At 57.3% G+C, this 14,586-nt stretch carries 13 protein-coding genes; 4 read left to right on the plus strand and 9 right to left on the minus strand.

From position 1 onward, the window contains the following. Positions 1–247: 247 nt before the first annotated feature. On the plus strand, positions 248–1,693 hold the full coding sequence (locus DVO78_RS13320) for an O-antigen polysaccharide polymerase Wzy (RefSeq protein WP_157984038.1): 1,446 nt from the start codon (positions 248–250) through the stop codon (positions 1,691–1,693). Positions 1,694–2,385: 692 nt separating this feature from the next. Here DVO78_RS13320 and DVO78_RS13325 read toward each other — a convergent pair. The 4 genes from DVO78_RS13325 to DVO78_RS13340 all read right to left on the minus strand — a co-directional run bounded on the left by DVO78_RS13325 (position 2,386) and on the right by DVO78_RS13340 (position 6,217). Further along, entirely contained in the window at positions 2,386–3,624 is a 1,239-nt protein-coding gene (locus DVO78_RS13325) for an MATE family efflux transporter (RefSeq protein WP_157984039.1), read from the minus strand. Between the two features lie 66 nt (positions 3,625–3,690). Then, the gene (locus DVO78_RS13330) at positions 3,691–4,806 is read right to left on the minus strand and encodes a glycosyltransferase (protein ID WP_120005405.1); all 1,116 of its coding nucleotides are present in this window, start codon (positions 4,804–4,806) and stop codon (positions 3,691–3,693) included. Continuing rightward, positions 4,806–5,651 (minus strand): glycosyltransferase family 2 protein, encoded by an 846-nt coding sequence (locus DVO78_RS13335; protein WP_238385305.1) that lies wholly within the window; start codon positions 5,649–5,651, stop codon positions 4,806–4,808. Before DVO78_RS13335 ends, DVO78_RS13330 begins: the two co-directional genes overlap by 1 nt. Further along, the gene (locus DVO78_RS13340) at positions 5,648–6,217 is read right to left on the minus strand and encodes an LbetaH domain-containing protein (protein WP_120005407.1); all 570 of its coding nucleotides are present in this window, start codon (positions 6,215–6,217) and stop codon (positions 5,648–5,650) included. The genes DVO78_RS13335 and DVO78_RS13340 overlap by 4 nt, the downstream gene beginning before the upstream one ends. An 81-nt stretch (positions 6,218–6,298) precedes the next feature. Between DVO78_RS13340 and DVO78_RS18185 the strand changes: the two genes are divergently transcribed. Genes DVO78_RS18185 through DVO78_RS13355 form a run of 3 tightly spaced genes read left to right on the plus strand, consistent with a single transcriptional unit; the run spans position 6,299 to position 9,575 of the window. After that, positions 6,299–7,558, plus strand: coding sequence for a glycosyltransferase family 4 protein (locus tag DVO78_RS18185; protein WP_274380767.1), 1,260 nt, complete (start codon positions 6,299–6,301; stop codon positions 7,556–7,558). Continuing rightward, a complete protein-coding gene (gene gmd / locus DVO78_RS13350; RefSeq protein WP_120005409.1) occupies positions 7,555–8,598 on the plus strand; it encodes a GDP-mannose 4,6-dehydratase in 1,044 nt (347 codons plus the stop codon). The genes DVO78_RS18185 and gmd overlap by 4 nt, the downstream gene beginning before the upstream one ends. Beyond that, positions 8,595–9,575 (plus strand): GDP-L-fucose synthase family protein, encoded by a 981-nt coding sequence (locus tag DVO78_RS13355; RefSeq protein ID WP_120005410.1) that lies wholly within the window; start codon positions 8,595–8,597, stop codon positions 9,573–9,575. The genes gmd and DVO78_RS13355 overlap by 4 nt, the downstream gene beginning before the upstream one ends. A 26-nt stretch (positions 9,576–9,601) precedes the next feature. On the opposite strand, the gene DVO78_RS13360 is transcribed toward DVO78_RS13355, so the two are convergent. The 5 genes from DVO78_RS13360 to DVO78_RS13375 form a co-directional block, all read right to left on the minus strand. Continuing rightward, positions 9,602–10,090, minus strand: coding sequence for a DUF4916 domain-containing protein (locus tag DVO78_RS13360; RefSeq protein WP_120005411.1), 489 nt, complete (start codon positions 10,088–10,090; stop codon positions 9,602–9,604). Between the two features lie 52 nt (positions 10,091–10,142). Then, positions 10,143–11,426 carry a mannose-6-phosphate isomerase, class I gene (manA, locus tag DVO78_RS13365; RefSeq protein WP_120005412.1) on the minus strand — a complete coding sequence of 428 codons (1,284 nt, stop codon included), beginning with the start codon at positions 11,424–11,426 and terminating at the stop codon, positions 10,143–10,145. 29 nt (positions 11,427–11,455) lie between these two features. Then, positions 11,456–12,553 (minus strand): mannose-1-phosphate guanylyltransferase, encoded by a 1,098-nt coding sequence (locus DVO78_RS13370; protein ID WP_120005413.1) that lies wholly within the window; start codon positions 12,551–12,553, stop codon positions 11,456–11,458. A 483-nt stretch (positions 12,554–13,036) separates the two neighbouring features. Then, a complete protein-coding gene (locus DVO78_RS18190; protein ID WP_274380768.1) occupies positions 13,037–13,162 on the minus strand; it encodes a hypothetical protein in 126 nt (41 codons plus the stop codon). 94 nt (positions 13,163–13,256) lie between these two features. After that, entirely contained in the window at positions 13,257–14,561 is a 1,305-nt protein-coding gene (locus tag DVO78_RS13375; RefSeq protein ID WP_120005414.1) for a flavin monoamine oxidase family protein, read from the minus strand. Positions 14,562–14,586 lie beyond the last annotated feature (25 nt).

A 14,586-nucleotide genomic window follows, 5' to 3' on the forward strand; every position in this document is an offset into this window, starting at 1 on the left:
GCCCGCCCTCTCAGGGCTGAACCCGAAACTGCCCCGAAGAGACCGGAGACCCACACATCCGTCGCAAGAGCCCTAATAGTACGATGAAAACAATACTCATCCACGGTCCTAGTCGGGTACTGTAGCTCACATGAGGCAGCCGAGGCAGGTCCGCGCGCGAGACGGGACCCGACACCCCATACTTGCCACATATGTTTTGATCGCGGGAATCGGTTTCCCCGCAACTCTGCTACTACCCGCTGCCTTGGTGAGCAGCCATGATGGTGTCGCCGTGCCGGTGTTACTGCTCGTGATGGCGACACTTCGTTTAGCAGTTTTGATCTACAACGGCGCAACACCGGTCTTGGCAGGAACGCTCTGGATGTTCGTTTACATCACGGCCGCGGTCGTCCCGATCGCCCAGTTTCACACCGGGCTCTTCCCAATGCTGGATTCACCCGAGTATCTCATCCCTGCGGCGATCCTGTTTCTCGTAACAGTCGTAGCGTACGAAATCGGTCGGTTTCTCGGTTCGAAGACTGGCACCCGGCCGGGTCAGATAACCGTTCGACTCATCTCAATTGCTCGACTCAAGTGGCTGACAGTATTATCAGTCACCGCAGCCGCGTACTATGCGAACTCTGTCGGCGGCATAGGCGTCTTGATGTCGAGTCGGCGGGAACTCCGCGAGTCGATCCAGATGGCTGGACTCAGCCAGCCCGATTCGCAGGTCGGTTCCGCAATCGTGATGACCGCGGGTACCGTGCCCGTGTTCATCGCCTTAGTTCTGTGGATAGTTCATCTCCGCCGATCGCAGAGTCGCTCGATTACCGGATGGCTCTGGCTCGCAGTGCTGGTCGCGGTGAACTTGGTGGTGAACAATCCGCTCACCAGTCCGCGCTACTGGGTGATTACGATGTTTGTCACGTTCATCTTTACACTCCCCAAGCTGAGTGCTCGTCGTTTCCAATGGACTCTCATAGCCGGGGTGCTCGGTGCGATCGTAGCGTTCCCTTATCTCGACTACTTTCGCAACGCAGTAGAGTATAGAAATCCGATCAGCTTCATCTCTATCGCCGAGAAGATCTCCACCAAGGACTTCGATCAGTTCATCATGACCGCGAATGGAATGAGTTGGATTGACGGGCGCGGCCACACTCTTGGCGCTCAGATTCTGGGTGCCATTTTCTTTTGGGTGCCTCGGAGCGTGTGGCCCGAAAAAGCACGTGATACAGGAGTGGAGGTCGGCTACTCGATTGGGGCTTCCAACGTAAATCTGTCGTCGCCACTGCCGCTGGAGTTTTGGGTCGACTTCGGCTGGGTGGGCGCTATTTTGGCGTTCCTTGTCGTCGGCTACTTCTCGTTCCGGCTCGACACAAGGTTCAGCGTGACAAGAAACGCAGTCCGATCACAGATCTATGTTGTTGATATTCTTATCCCTCTTTTGGCCGGATACACATTCATTCTGATGAGGGGGCCATTATTGCAGTCTATGTCGCGTCTCGCGGTCATGCTCGCGGTGTGTCTATTTGTCATGGGCTCAAGAGTTGCGGTCGACGGCCTCGGCCAAGTTGTGGAGAAGATCGAGACGTGTCCCGAAACGCACGCCTCTGCCTCTAATCCGCGGGCCCATCAAGCTACAGCTGGGGCGGCGGAGAAGGCTGATAGAGCCTCTACCTCTGAGCGCCGTTTGACTACCGAAAGGCACGGTTGATGATCTTTCCAGTTGCTATGTCGACGACCGACGTAGTGCGGGTTTCCGTGCGAGAGAACCACTTCCCCTCTATGGCCTTATACCAACTCGCTGGTGCACCCAACCAAAGTCCGGCCCGATCGTCGCGTGCGCTTGAGCGAGTTAGTGCCGACCCCGCACCGAGCGCCGAGTAGTTAGGCAGAACTGAACCACCGAGAAGAAGACAATCTGTGCCTATGAAGCTGTATTTTCCGATCTCGACTGGCGAAGCACTTTGGGCATTCAAGCGAAGGTCTGTCGAATGAGTAAGAATGGTAGTCCTATGTCCCGCGATCGAAGAGTACGAGCCGACCCGGATTGCACCGGAACAGTCAAGTGTGTGTCGGCTAGAGATCTTGGCGCACGCTTCCAGCCTCAGGATGCCGTACCCAGGGAAACTGTCAGCGAATACTTGAGCAGCCGAGATCAGATTGTAGCTCCCGACGATCGCACCGTCTCCGATATGTAGTTCTTGCACGTTCTTTATTACATTGGCTCTGCGGATCACGCTGTCGCGACCGACGTGAGCATGCCTCAGATTCCAGACAAGAACGGCATGGATTCTTGCGCTGGGCTCGATGGAGTGGCCGAGTCTTCTCAGAATCCAGTTTTTGAACTTGCTACGCGGCAAACCGAAACAACTCAGCTCTACAGAAGTCCTCAGTAGAGACTTTTTACCCATCTGTCCGTCCTTCCTCTTCAGCCGTAATTCTGTGTTTGAAAAACCGACGCGCCGGGAGCACGATTACCAACGGATAGAACAGAGCCGACGCGGCGAAACCAACGACAAGCGCACCGTCCACACCCCCAGCTATGTATCCGGCGCCGTAAAATGACCACACAACTAGAACAAGTACCCAACGCCCCACCGTCGCAATCTTCTGCCCTCCCAACAGTCTCAACATCACAACATGCAACCCGGCAAGTCCACTCGTAATCGCGACTGCCCCGGCTAAACCAAGCCCGACAATGAGCGCGCCTTTATCGACTCCGCTAAAATCTACAGGGGTCGCCAAAGCTAGCGCCAGGAGTCCGCATACGATAAGTGAAGCCGTGACGCACAGTAATATCGACTGACGCGTTCCCTTCTTAACGAAAATTCTCGTATTACGCAGACGTTCGTCGAGGACTCCGTCTGCTGTGAGTGTGAGCGCCAACGCGGCAAATACCATGTTCAAAGGCCCCACCAAAGTCTGGCCGAATCTAAGCCCGCCGACCAGCGATGTTACGACGATGGCCCCGAATACGAATGTTGGCAGAACCGTATTAAGTTGTGCGGCAATATACTCGAGTGTTTGAAGTCTCGATTGTCCCCAGTAGGTTCCGAAAGTGCTACCTGACGCCGGGCGGTTTAGTAGCCAACAACTTAAAGCGAGAGCGCAGGGCAGGGCCGTGAGGCCAACAAGAATTTGAACCGATGCCCCGGTTGTTAGCACATCTCTCATCGCGATTAGTACACCCAACGACAGGATCCTCGCAACGTCGACGATTGCAAGTGGCCAGTGCCGCCCCTCTGCTATGAGGCGAAATCGGACCCAGTCATAGAATACGATCGCCGCCATGCCTGCGCCCAGCCATACTGCACTGTGCCAGTCCTCCACTTGCAGGAGCACGCTTGCTGCCATCATAAGTGTCGCGGCGAGAATGCAGGAGACCAGGGCGATGGTGAGGGAAACTCGTGAGTGTGAGAGTTCACGCTGAACCACCAAGGCAGGCTGAAAGAGACTAGCGCGAAAAAAACCCATTAGGAAGTTCGCGGCCAGGGCCAAGAGCGCATACTGACCGAACTGCTCTGGCATGAGGAACATCGCAGCAATAAGCACCGCTCCTGCACCATAAAGGCTTGACGCGATCTGACTAATGAATAGCGGTCGGCCCATCGTGGAGAACAGCCGTCGGAAGACACTACTCACGCTCGCTCCCCTAGGGAGGCCGGCCCGATCATAAGATTTCCGACTCCATGTCGCTTAGGCGGTTAGTCACTGCGCCATGATTTCGTGCCAACGATGAGCGACTTCGCCCCAACTGAACTGTTCTTCCGCCTCCCGGCGAGCGAGCCTGCGTGTGTCCATCGAGTACCCGCGGGAAAGTTCGATGACCGCGTCGGCAATCGATTCCGCCGAAAGCTCACGTACAATTGCGGCGACACTGTCACTCAGGCCGTTGGCAGACGCGACGTTACCCGACGCCACAACGGCAAGTCCATGCGCTGCAGCTTCGGCCACCGCGATACCGAAGTTCTCATCCTCGCTCGGAAGCACGAAGATGTCCGCACTAAAGAGCAATTCACGCTTGTCAGCACCGGTAACGAGCCCAGCGAAACCTACGTGATCCTCCAAGGCTTCGGTAGTTACAATCTCTCGTAATGACTCCTCCGTTGATGTGTCGCCGGAACCAGCGACTGTTAGTGACGCCTCACAACCCCGGCTGCGTAGAATGCTCACGGCGCGGATCGCAAGATCAATCCGCTTCTTCGGCGCGAGACGTGAGAGCGTAACAAGTTGGATTGGAGCGCTGATTCCGCGTGCGGCTGGTTGCTCTTTCGGAATCACGGTGCCAACACCTGCCCACTCCGCACGCGCACTTACGCGAGCGGCAACATCATTACGCTCCTGGGGAGAGCCAGTAACAAGGCTTGAGGTGAGAGCATTAACGACACGACCTGCCGTCTGGAGATAAATATACTTTTTTATTCTCTTTTTCTGAAGCTCATGAGGAGTGAGCGCGCCATGAGGCATTATATAAACTTTTGACCCAGCAAATCTTGAAATAATTGTCAAAAAAGGCAACCAATATAGAAAATATCCGTGCAATATAACAGAATCAGATTCTTGTAATAATTTCCAAACTTTTATTAAGCCAATTCTATACTCTTTTTTCTTTGGTTGTATATGAATCTGACGTGGCTTTATTGGAAGGAGGAACCCTTCGGCTTCCTGGGTCGCTGCGACCGTACTATTCCAGCCTCCTTGAATCCAGATGAGCGACGCGCTTGTCGTGTCCGCAGCATTGAACGCGAGGTTGAGCTCAAAAGAATTGCGCGCGGGACCCCCGTCCTTATGATTCAGTGTGTTGACAACCTGCACAATCCGCATCAGATCTCCGACTCAGCTAAGCCAACGAGTTCGCGATACTTGACTCCAATTTGCCAGTAGTAGGCAGACAGCGCTAATGCATAGTCCATGCCAGCGCGACCATCAAGGAACCCTCCGCGGAGAATAAAGGCGTAGCCGAAGAACAAAATCGGTTTTAGCGGAAGCATGTCGAACATGCGTCCCTTGAATGTGCGTTTACTGGCAATCTCTTTGCGAAGCCGTTGGTTCAATCGCAAATGTGCTTCCCAATCTGAGTATCGATTGTGGCGCGCGAACCAACTGGAAACAGGATCTCGATCGTCGTGTATAAGCCGGTTGCGTAATTTGCCTATTTTGAACGCTGTCTCCGGTTGATAATGGCCTTCAACCTCTCGAATACCCGGCGCGTCGAGATCATTAATCACAGGGAAGCTTGCGCGATCTATATGCAAGAGTGACCGTTTAGTCACGACATGACCGTGACGTAAGTACCGACCAGCAAACCTGTAAAGGAGATTGATATCGAATGCACCATGTGAGGAGCTTTCGATAGAGTACTGGAGGTCAACCAGCTCGTTGATCAGCGATGCTGTGGGGAATTCATCGGCATCAAGTAACAGAATCCACTCGTTCAAGGGGTTGGCGTTCTCAAGTGACCATTGCTTTTTTTTAGGATACTCACTGTTCCACTCGAAGTGGACTACGCGGGCACCGTGATTTACCGCAATTTCCAAAGTGCGATCTTCGCTTAGTGAATCGACGACGATGACATCTTCAAAGTCCTTGAGGTTCTCGAGAGTATTCCCAAGCCCTGCCTCTTCGTTTTTCGTAAGAACGATCGCGGAGATCTTCGAGATGCGCTTCACGAAGACACTCCGGCGAAACGATCGGCAGCGTACCGAATCGGATTGCCGCCCCATATTTCTCCGGCGGGTATTTCGCGCCCGTCGATAACGGTGAAAGGGCGTATCAGCGCTGACCTTCTGACCTTCGTGCCACCCAGCACGCAACAGCGAGATGTGATCCACACCCCAGCCTCAATGTTGATTGGCCGAGTGATAAGCGCCATATCGCGGCGATGCGCGTGGCTCCCGGACGTCAAGAAAGTCTCCTGTGAGATGACGACGTCATTGGCGATCCGGATATGATCTTGATTATGGAACCACACGCCCTCTCCTATCCATGACCGGTCGCCGATGTGAAGCTTCCAGGGGAACTTGACTCGCGTGCGCGGACGGAACACAACTCCCCGCCCGATCTCAGCGCCGAAAACACGCAGTGCCCTGACGCGCAGGCCGGAACTGATCTGCCACGGATTAGTCACCAACAATAGTTCGCAGATACCCCACAGGTAAACGATCCACGCCGGACGGTCCCATGCCGCGCGCTCGCCCGGCGCCTTCGACAGATCGATGACAGGTATCTCTGACATAGCTCACTCTCCCTGAAATCTACTGGTAACCAGCTTCATGGTAGCTTAGCGTCTATGTCGTCCGCGTTACGGCGAGTCCTTATGATAGGGCTCAATTATCCTCCAGAACCAACTGGAATCTCTCCCTACACGGGTGCGATGGCCAAAGGACTAGTTCGTCGCGAGTTCGGGACACGTGTATTGACAGCGCACCCACATTATCCAGACTGGAGAGTGCGAGCAGGTTACGGGCAGTGGTCACGCAGAGAAAACATCGAGGGAGTCGATGTGGTTCGCTTGCGTCATTATGTTCCACGCAAGCCCAATGGAGTGCGCCGTGCCCTTTCTGAACTAAGCTTCGGTGTTCGACTGGCCACCACCGGCTGGGAATCTCCTGACGTGATTGTCGCGGTGTCACCCGCACTTCTCAGCACCTGGATAGCGATGCTGCGTGCAAGGCTCACGAATCGTCGAGCGCCGACGATTGTTTGGGTCCAGGACCTATATGGCCTTGGTCTGAGCGAGACGGATCAGGGGAGTCGCGGTGTCGTTCGCGCCATAAACGCAATAGAACGCCGTGTGCTGCGCAATGCAAGCCGTGTGATCGTAATCCACGACCGGTTTGCCCGACGCGTGTCAGAGGATTTCGGCATCCCCATGGACCGTATTGAAGTCGTGCGAAACTGGACGCACATTCCTACGCCTCCCTCCGTCGACAGGGTCGCTGTTAGGAAGATGCTCGGCTGGCGCTCTGACGAGACAGTTATCCTTCATGCTGGGAACATGGGCGTCAAACAAGGTCTGGAAAACGTCGTGGAGGCGGCCAGGCTCGCCAGCCAGCGCGATGAGAACGTCCGCTTCGTGTTTCTCGGCGGGGGTAGCGAGAAGGGCCGACTACAGGAGCTCGCCGGCTCAATCAGCCATGTACAGTTTCTCGATCCCTTACCCGACGACGAGTTTGTGGCAGCACTCCAGACGGCAGACATCTTGCTCGTGAACGAGAAGAAGGGGGTCGCCGAGATGGCTGTACCGAGCAAACTGACATCGTACTTCAACGCAGGAAAGCCTGTGTTAGCCGCAACTGACGAGCAGGGCATCACCGCTCAGGAGCTTCGTGCGGCTCGGGCGGGGGTCGTGGTTCCCGCGGGCGATCCAGCCGGGTTACTGGATGCAGCGGTTGCCCTCGCAGCTACCTCCGACTCTGCGCGTACGATGGGCGAGAACGGAGTGCGGTATCGTCACACTGTCCTGGACAAAGAAACTGCTCTCGACAGATTCACCGAGATTCTCGACTCTCTCACCTCCCGCCGTTCGGATGACGAGCGGATCGACGTAGGCATAACCGAACGGAGTCACAAGTGACCAAGCGCGCACTCATCACCGGCATCACAGGCCAGGACGGCTCCTATCTAGCCGAGCTTCTCCTTGCAAAGGGATACGAAGTCCACGGCATCATTCGCCGAGCGTCCACATTCAACACCAGCCGCATTGACCATCTCTATGTGGATCCGCACGATCCGAACGCGAAGCTGTTCTTGCACTACGGCGACTTGAGCGATGGTGGCCGGCTCGTCACGCTGCTATCGCGGATTGATCCGGACGAAGTCTACAACCTTGCAGCGCAGTCGCATGTTCGGGTGTCTTTTGATGAGCCTGAGTACACAGCGGATGTCACCGGTTCAGGAACTATCAGGCTCCTTGAGGCCGTGCACCTTGCCGGAGTCAAGGCAAGGTTCTATCAAGCTTCTTCATCAGAACTCTACGGTGCCACGCCTCCGCCCCAGAGTGAAAAAACCCCGTTCTACCCACGATCGCCTTACGCCGCTGCGAAGCTCTACTCATACTGGATCACCAAGAACTACCGCGAAGCCTACGACATGTTCGCGGTCAATGGCATCTTGTTCAACCACGAGTCACCCCGCCGCGGTGAGACCTTCGTCACCCGTAAGATCACCCGTGCCGTCGCGCGTATCAAGGCCGGGGTTCAGAAGGATCTTTACCTGGGTAATCTCGAAGCCATCCGAGACTGGGGATACGCGGCTGAATATGTAGAGGGCATGTGGCGCATGCTGCAGGCAGACACGCCGGAGGACTACGTGCTCGCCACCGGGGTGGGCTACACCATCAAGGACTTCCTGGAGGCATCTTTCGGTCATGTGGGCCTCGACTGGCAGGAATACGTGAAGTTCGACGAGCGCTACCTGCGCCCCACCGAGGTCGATGCGCTCATCGGTGACTCGTCCAAGGCTCAGTCTGAATTGGGCTGGACTCCCACGGTCGACGGTGTTGCCCTCGCCAAAATCATGGTCGACGCCGATATAGAGGCTCTCGAATGTGAAGGGCGGCCGTGGATCGACAAGGTAAAGCTACCGTCATGGAGCACGGAGGAGGTAGCAGGATGACCGCGGTCGAGGAAGTCTCCTTCGACCCGGGACCGTTGGACCGTGACGCCACTTTCTACGTGGCAGGACACCGGGGCCTCGTCGGCTCAGCCATCTGGCGGCGCCTGGAGGTAGCCGGGTTTAACAATCTCGTCGGAAGAACTTCAGCCGAACTCGACCTCAAGGAACGCGAGGCAGTTTTCGACTTCTTTCGCGAGAACAAGCCGAAATATGTGGTGCTCGCCGCGGCGAAAGTCGGCGGTATCCTCGCCAACAGCACCTACCCCGTTGACTTCCTCAGCGATAATATCCGCATCCAGTCCAACGTGATGGACGCCGCCCTCGAAGCCGGTGTGGAGCGGCTGCTATTCCTGGGTTCCAGCTGCATCTATCCGAAATTCGCTGAGCAGCCCATTCGTGAAGACTCACTGCTGACCGGCCATCTGGAACCCACCAACGACTCCTACGCGATTGCGAAAATCGCCGGCATCCTCAACGTGCAGGCCGTGCGACGGCAGTATGGTCTGCCGTGGATCTCGGCGATGCCAACCAATCTCTACGGCCCCAATGATAACTTCAGTCCCAAAGGATCGCACGTGCTGCCTGCGCTCATCCGGCGGTACGACGAAGCTGCCCGTTCAGGTGCCTCTCCGGTGACCAACTGGGGGACAGGTACACCCCGCCGTGAATTCCTGCACTCCGATGACATGGCGGACGCATGCCTGCACCTGCTGGAGCACTACGACGGACCAGATCAGGTCAACGTAGGCACCGGCAGTGACGTGACCATCCGCGAGATCGCCGAAACCATCGCCTCGGTAGTGGGCTACCGGGGTGAGACGCAGTGGGACATTTCTAAACCCGACGGGACGCCGCAGAAGCTCCTCGACGTGTCGAAACTGGCCGAGGCCGGGTGGACGGCGAAGATCAGCCTCGAAGAGGGGCTGGAGCGAACTGTGCAGTGGTATCACGAGCATGTCGACACCATCCGTGAGTGACCGGCGCTGACCCGCGGCGCCAGGGATCAGCGGGGGGCGAGCCTCGAGAACAGGTCTCGGCAGCCCGGCCACAGCGGCTCTGGGAGTACGGCCGGAGCAAACCAATCGAAGTCGATTGCCTCATTGCGCGGACTAGGGTCGCCGTCGAGCTGGACGGTGAACGATAAGCCGATCGCATGCTTGCGCGGGTCGTCACCGTGCGCAAAATGCTGGGCAGACTCGGGTCTATCCTCGGGTGGGAACCATTGGTACACATAGGTGGGTTGTGGGTCGGCGTCGAGGGTAACGCCCGTGTCGAGTGTGTCGCGGGCATGCCGCTGAAGCGCATCGGCGATGCTCTCACCCTGTGCGATACGCCCGCCCAAGTGGCACCAGACGCGCCCGAAAGGTGAGTTGCGAAGAATGAGTCCAATCTCGGTTCGAGATTCCACGACGCGTGTAGGCACGAAATCGACACAGGCAATGGGCATCGACTGCTCGATCCGGGCGTAGAGGTCAGCGGGGAGGAATCTCATGCGTTAAGTCTAAGGAAAGCCGACCGTACGTGTCGGTACTCATTGGGCCAGTTCAGTGAGGTGGGAGGGTGACCGCGAAGAGGGTGGTTCCCTCAGCTTTGGCCATCCCATCGGCCAGACCGGTTTTGCTGTGGTCGGCGGGGACGGCGGTGGCGGTGATCTCGCCGGCCGAGGCGGACCACTCTGCCGGGAGGAAAAGGCTCTCGCCCTGAACGAGGACCTCCGATGCGCCCGTTGCATGCACCTCGGCCGCGCCTTCTGTGCACAGGATGATGGCGGGACCGTGCTGCTCGATTGGCGCGGCCTGACCGGGGTCAAGATCGAGCCGCTGAAGCTGGAATTCGGCGAACCCCGGCCGGAACACTACTGTGCCCCCGGCGGCCGGCTCAGGCTCCACGTAGGGTATCGGCAGCGGCCGGAAGTCTACGGTCTTGAGCAGCTCTGCGACATCGACGTGCTTGGGCGTCAGCCCACCGCGCAGTACGTTGTCTGAGGCGGCCATGACCTCCACGCCGACACCCCGCAGGTAGGCATGCACATTCCCCGCCGGCAGAGCGATCGCCTGGCCAGGTGCCAACCGCACCAGATTCAGCAGAAGAGAGATCACGACGCCGGGGTCTCCGGGATAGTGCCCGGCCAGATCCGGCACCTCGGCCAAAGACGATGCCGCTGCAGCTGCCTCTGCCACGGCGGCCGGCGCCGCGGCCACGAGCTGCTGCACGCCACCGGTGACTTCCCGAGCAGGACCGCCCAACAGATCCGCAAACACCCCAGTCAGATCACCGGCCTCCAGTCGGGTTGCGAGTGCTCCTGCCTCATCCGCCGCCTGCATGGACATATTCGCTGAGCGTGCGAGCCAATGAAAGTCTTCGGCCGCTTCCCTGGGCTGGCGAAACCCGCACAACGCCACAAAATCCGTCAGAGCCAGAAGCATTTCCGGCTTGTGATGCTCATCCTTGTAGTTACTGCCGGGATCAGCCGGGTGCAGGCCAACGGTCCGTTCGCGAGCGTACCCTGCCCGCGCCTGTTCCTCGGTGGGGTGCACCTGCAGGGACAAGGGGGCCGCGGCGGCAAGGACTTTGGTGAGGAACGGCAATCGCCCAAACCTGGACGCAGCATAAGAGCCCAGATGGTGTTCCGCGGCTTCGGCAATGAGCTCATCAAGCCGACGTCCTTGCCGTGCCGGCGGATGAACGACCACAGACGGGGACCCCGGGTGGGCACCAATCCACAGCTCCGCCTCCGGACGGCCGGAGGGATCCCGGCCGGTGAGCTCGGCAATGGCCGTCATCGCTCCCCAGCCGTAGTCACGTACATGATTCTCCAGGCGATACATGCATTGCCCTCCTCACTGGTCCGGCTGGACTAGAGCACGTCAACCTCACCAGATGCTTTGAGTGACTCAACGGCCTGTTTAACGAGCTGAGCGTGTTGTTCTGTGGTGACGAGCAATGCGTCTGGGGTATCAACGACGACAACGTCGTCGATCCCGATGAGCGCGATGATTCGCTGGGAATCAGTCACCACCACACCCGATGCCTGATCTGAGTAGACCCGTGCCCCGTTCCCCAGCACGGTCAGTGCCGTATTCTCATCGGCCGGGTTGAGGCGGCCGATCGCGGCAAAGTCACCGACGTCGTCCCAGGTGAACACACCAGGGATCATGGCGACATCGCCGGTGGCTGCCGCCGGCTCAGCCACCGCATAATCGATCGCGATGGTAGGCAGCCTCGGCCACACTCGCTCGAAGACTTTGTCCCGGGCGGGGGTGTCCCAGGCTTTGGCGATCTCCTGGAGCCCTGAGTACAGTGCAGGCTGGTTCATCTCGAGGTGCTTGAGCATCAGGGACGTCGGTGCCACAAACATTCCCGCGTTCCAGAAATACTCCCCGCTAGCTAAGTAGGTGCGTGCCACATCCTCTTGTGGCTTCTCGACGAACTCGATCACGCTCGTTGCGCTCGGTGCGTCTTTGACACTGAGCCGCTCGCCTGCCCTGATGTAGCCGAAGCCGGTCGACGGGAGCGTGGGGCGGATACCGATCGTGACGATCTTGCCGGTCGCGGCGGTGTGCACCGCTTCGCGGACTGCAGCGAGAAAAACCTCAAGCGGGCCTACCACCTGATCAGCGGCGAAAGACCCCATAATCGTGTCCGGGTCCCGATGGTGCAGGATAGCGGCCGCCAAGCCGATTGCGGCTCCTGAATCCTTGGGTTCGTTTTCCAGCACTAGATTCCGTGCCTGAAGTTCAGGTAACTGCTTGCATACGGCCTGGCGGTGCACTGCCCCGGTCACCACCATGATTCGGTCCCCCGCCAATGGGGTTAACCGGTCGTATGTGGAACGAATCAGTGTGCTCCCGCTCCCCGTCAAATCGTGCAAGAACTTCGGTGCCGCTGCACGGGAGAGCGGCCACAGTCGCGTCCCGACGCCACCTGCAGGAATTATGGCGTAAAAATTTTCCAATGAACTACGTCCCCCAACTCAGTATTAACCTCTAGTCTTTCACGGCGCGGAGATGCGATAGGTGATTAGCCATACGAGAATTCCGCTCAGACAAACGGTGATGGGGTGTTGAAACTGCCCCCAAGCCCCAAGCCCCAAGCCCCAAGCCCCAAGCCGAGAGGCATCTCGTCTATGCAGAATATCCCAGGCGCAGGATGGTTGAAAGTACTCGACGAGACTCAATAATGTTACTTAGATCACCTTTTATGTGTGACCTGCCTGCCGAAACTTCAGCGTTAGCCTCAAGAGCTCTAACAGAGGCTTTCCTGCTTGCAAGCGGTGGAGAGCTGATCAAGGTCCTCAGCGCCCTGGCCCTTAACCTGCCTGGCAGCGCTCAGGCCGTGCTTTTCAACGACCTCGCGGGCTATGGTGCGGTGCAAATACCCGACCATCGCTTCGATCTCACTGATAGGAGTAGCCCCGCACCAGCAGGGACATCAAGAGCTACGTGCCAGCCTGGGTGGAGACCTTTTCCCGCTTCGCCGCTTCGGTGATTGGGGGCTCGCCGGCCAGCACCGCCAGCGCGATCCGCAGCTTCTTCTCCACCGATTGGGTTGGTGGACGACTCATAGCATTCAGTTTTTCTGTCAGGGACGTTGCATCAGCAACTAACTACCCCAGCCAAATATTCTGACGCGCGACACCACCACCAGACGTAACTCATTTACTTGCGCATGCTAGCTTTCCCTCTGAGAAATGAAGTAATATCAGCCGAGGCCTGATATCCACTTTTTAGAGCGACTTCGACACCAGCTCTGCGCGGCGAAAAGTCCGCTCCTGCTATCACAAGACCAGGTGGAGTCCTGACTTTCAAGTCATGGTAGTGAGCCGCTTGTTCTCCCGGGGGAGCTACATTCCACGCACCGAGAGCAAACTCATCCTTAGCCCAGTCGTGTCCCCTCTGCTCTTCAACGGTGACCTCGTCGCCCCACACTGAAGATACCGCTGCTCGCGCCGCACTGTGCATATCCATACCTGACTCTGAAATCGTTGTTTCGCTGCCAAATAACGCTGCCCAGACTGTGCCGTCAGCCTCTCTATCCAAAATAATCATGTGTCTGTATCCGGTCATCTGGCCGAGGATCGATAAGTTGCTGGGTGCCTGCGAGCTGAGCCTGACCCAAGCCTTGTATCCCTTGCCAGGTTGCTCGCTTGTAAGTAGAGAGGGAACTCCACCCTCCCAATCCAACTTGCGGACTATCCCTGAGCGTACGACGACATTGCGGGGTGCCGCTACGATTACGGCTCGACTCGTGAATTCTTCCTGAGGCGTGACTATCCTGTATTTTCCCGCCGTGTCATGCCTGATTTCCACAACTTGTGAATTGAGCTGGAGTGCAGAATCGACTGACTCTCTCAATCCGTCCGTTAAGCCAGATGTCGTCGGAAGGAGCCAATGCCCGCCGTTGAGAGCTGCTGCCTTCAAGCTCCCGCCAACCACGAGGTCGAGCATGTTCGCGACAGAAATCTTGTTCAGTGAAGTTCCAGCATACTGCTCGTTCCAGCTTTTGAACCACGTAGCTGCTAGCGGTTGGAGATCAAAGTGTGGAAGCTGATCAGCAATGGTACGAGTCCGAAGAAGAGCCTCATCTTCTGGGTTCCTACTCTGCGCCTTGAGTCGTCTAACCTTAGAAACGATTTCCCGAGTTTGACTTGGGTTTGAGGAGAAGTATTCGGGCAGGTTGAAAAGCTCGCCATTCATCAGAACCCGCTGTTCTCGGCGATGTGGAGGAGCGTCGTACGTGAGGCCATAGCGCCTAACTTCGGCCAAAAGAAGTGGCGCATTGGCCAGGTTGAAGAACTGCCCTCCTAAGTCTAGGGCGGCTCCTGACTTCACTCGATCCGCATAAAGCCGACCTCCAACACGCGATTTCGCTTCTAAGACACGAACAGAGACGCCTGACTCCATCAGGGTTCGCGCAGCCACCATACCTGCGACGCCTGCCCCTATCACTATCGTGTCTGCCATCGTTTGAAGCTCTACTTAGTCGTAG

This window comes from Nesterenkonia muleiensis (genome assembly GCF_003600155.1).
Lineage (GTDB): Bacteria > Actinomycetota > Actinomycetes > Actinomycetales > Micrococcaceae > Nesterenkonia > Nesterenkonia muleiensis.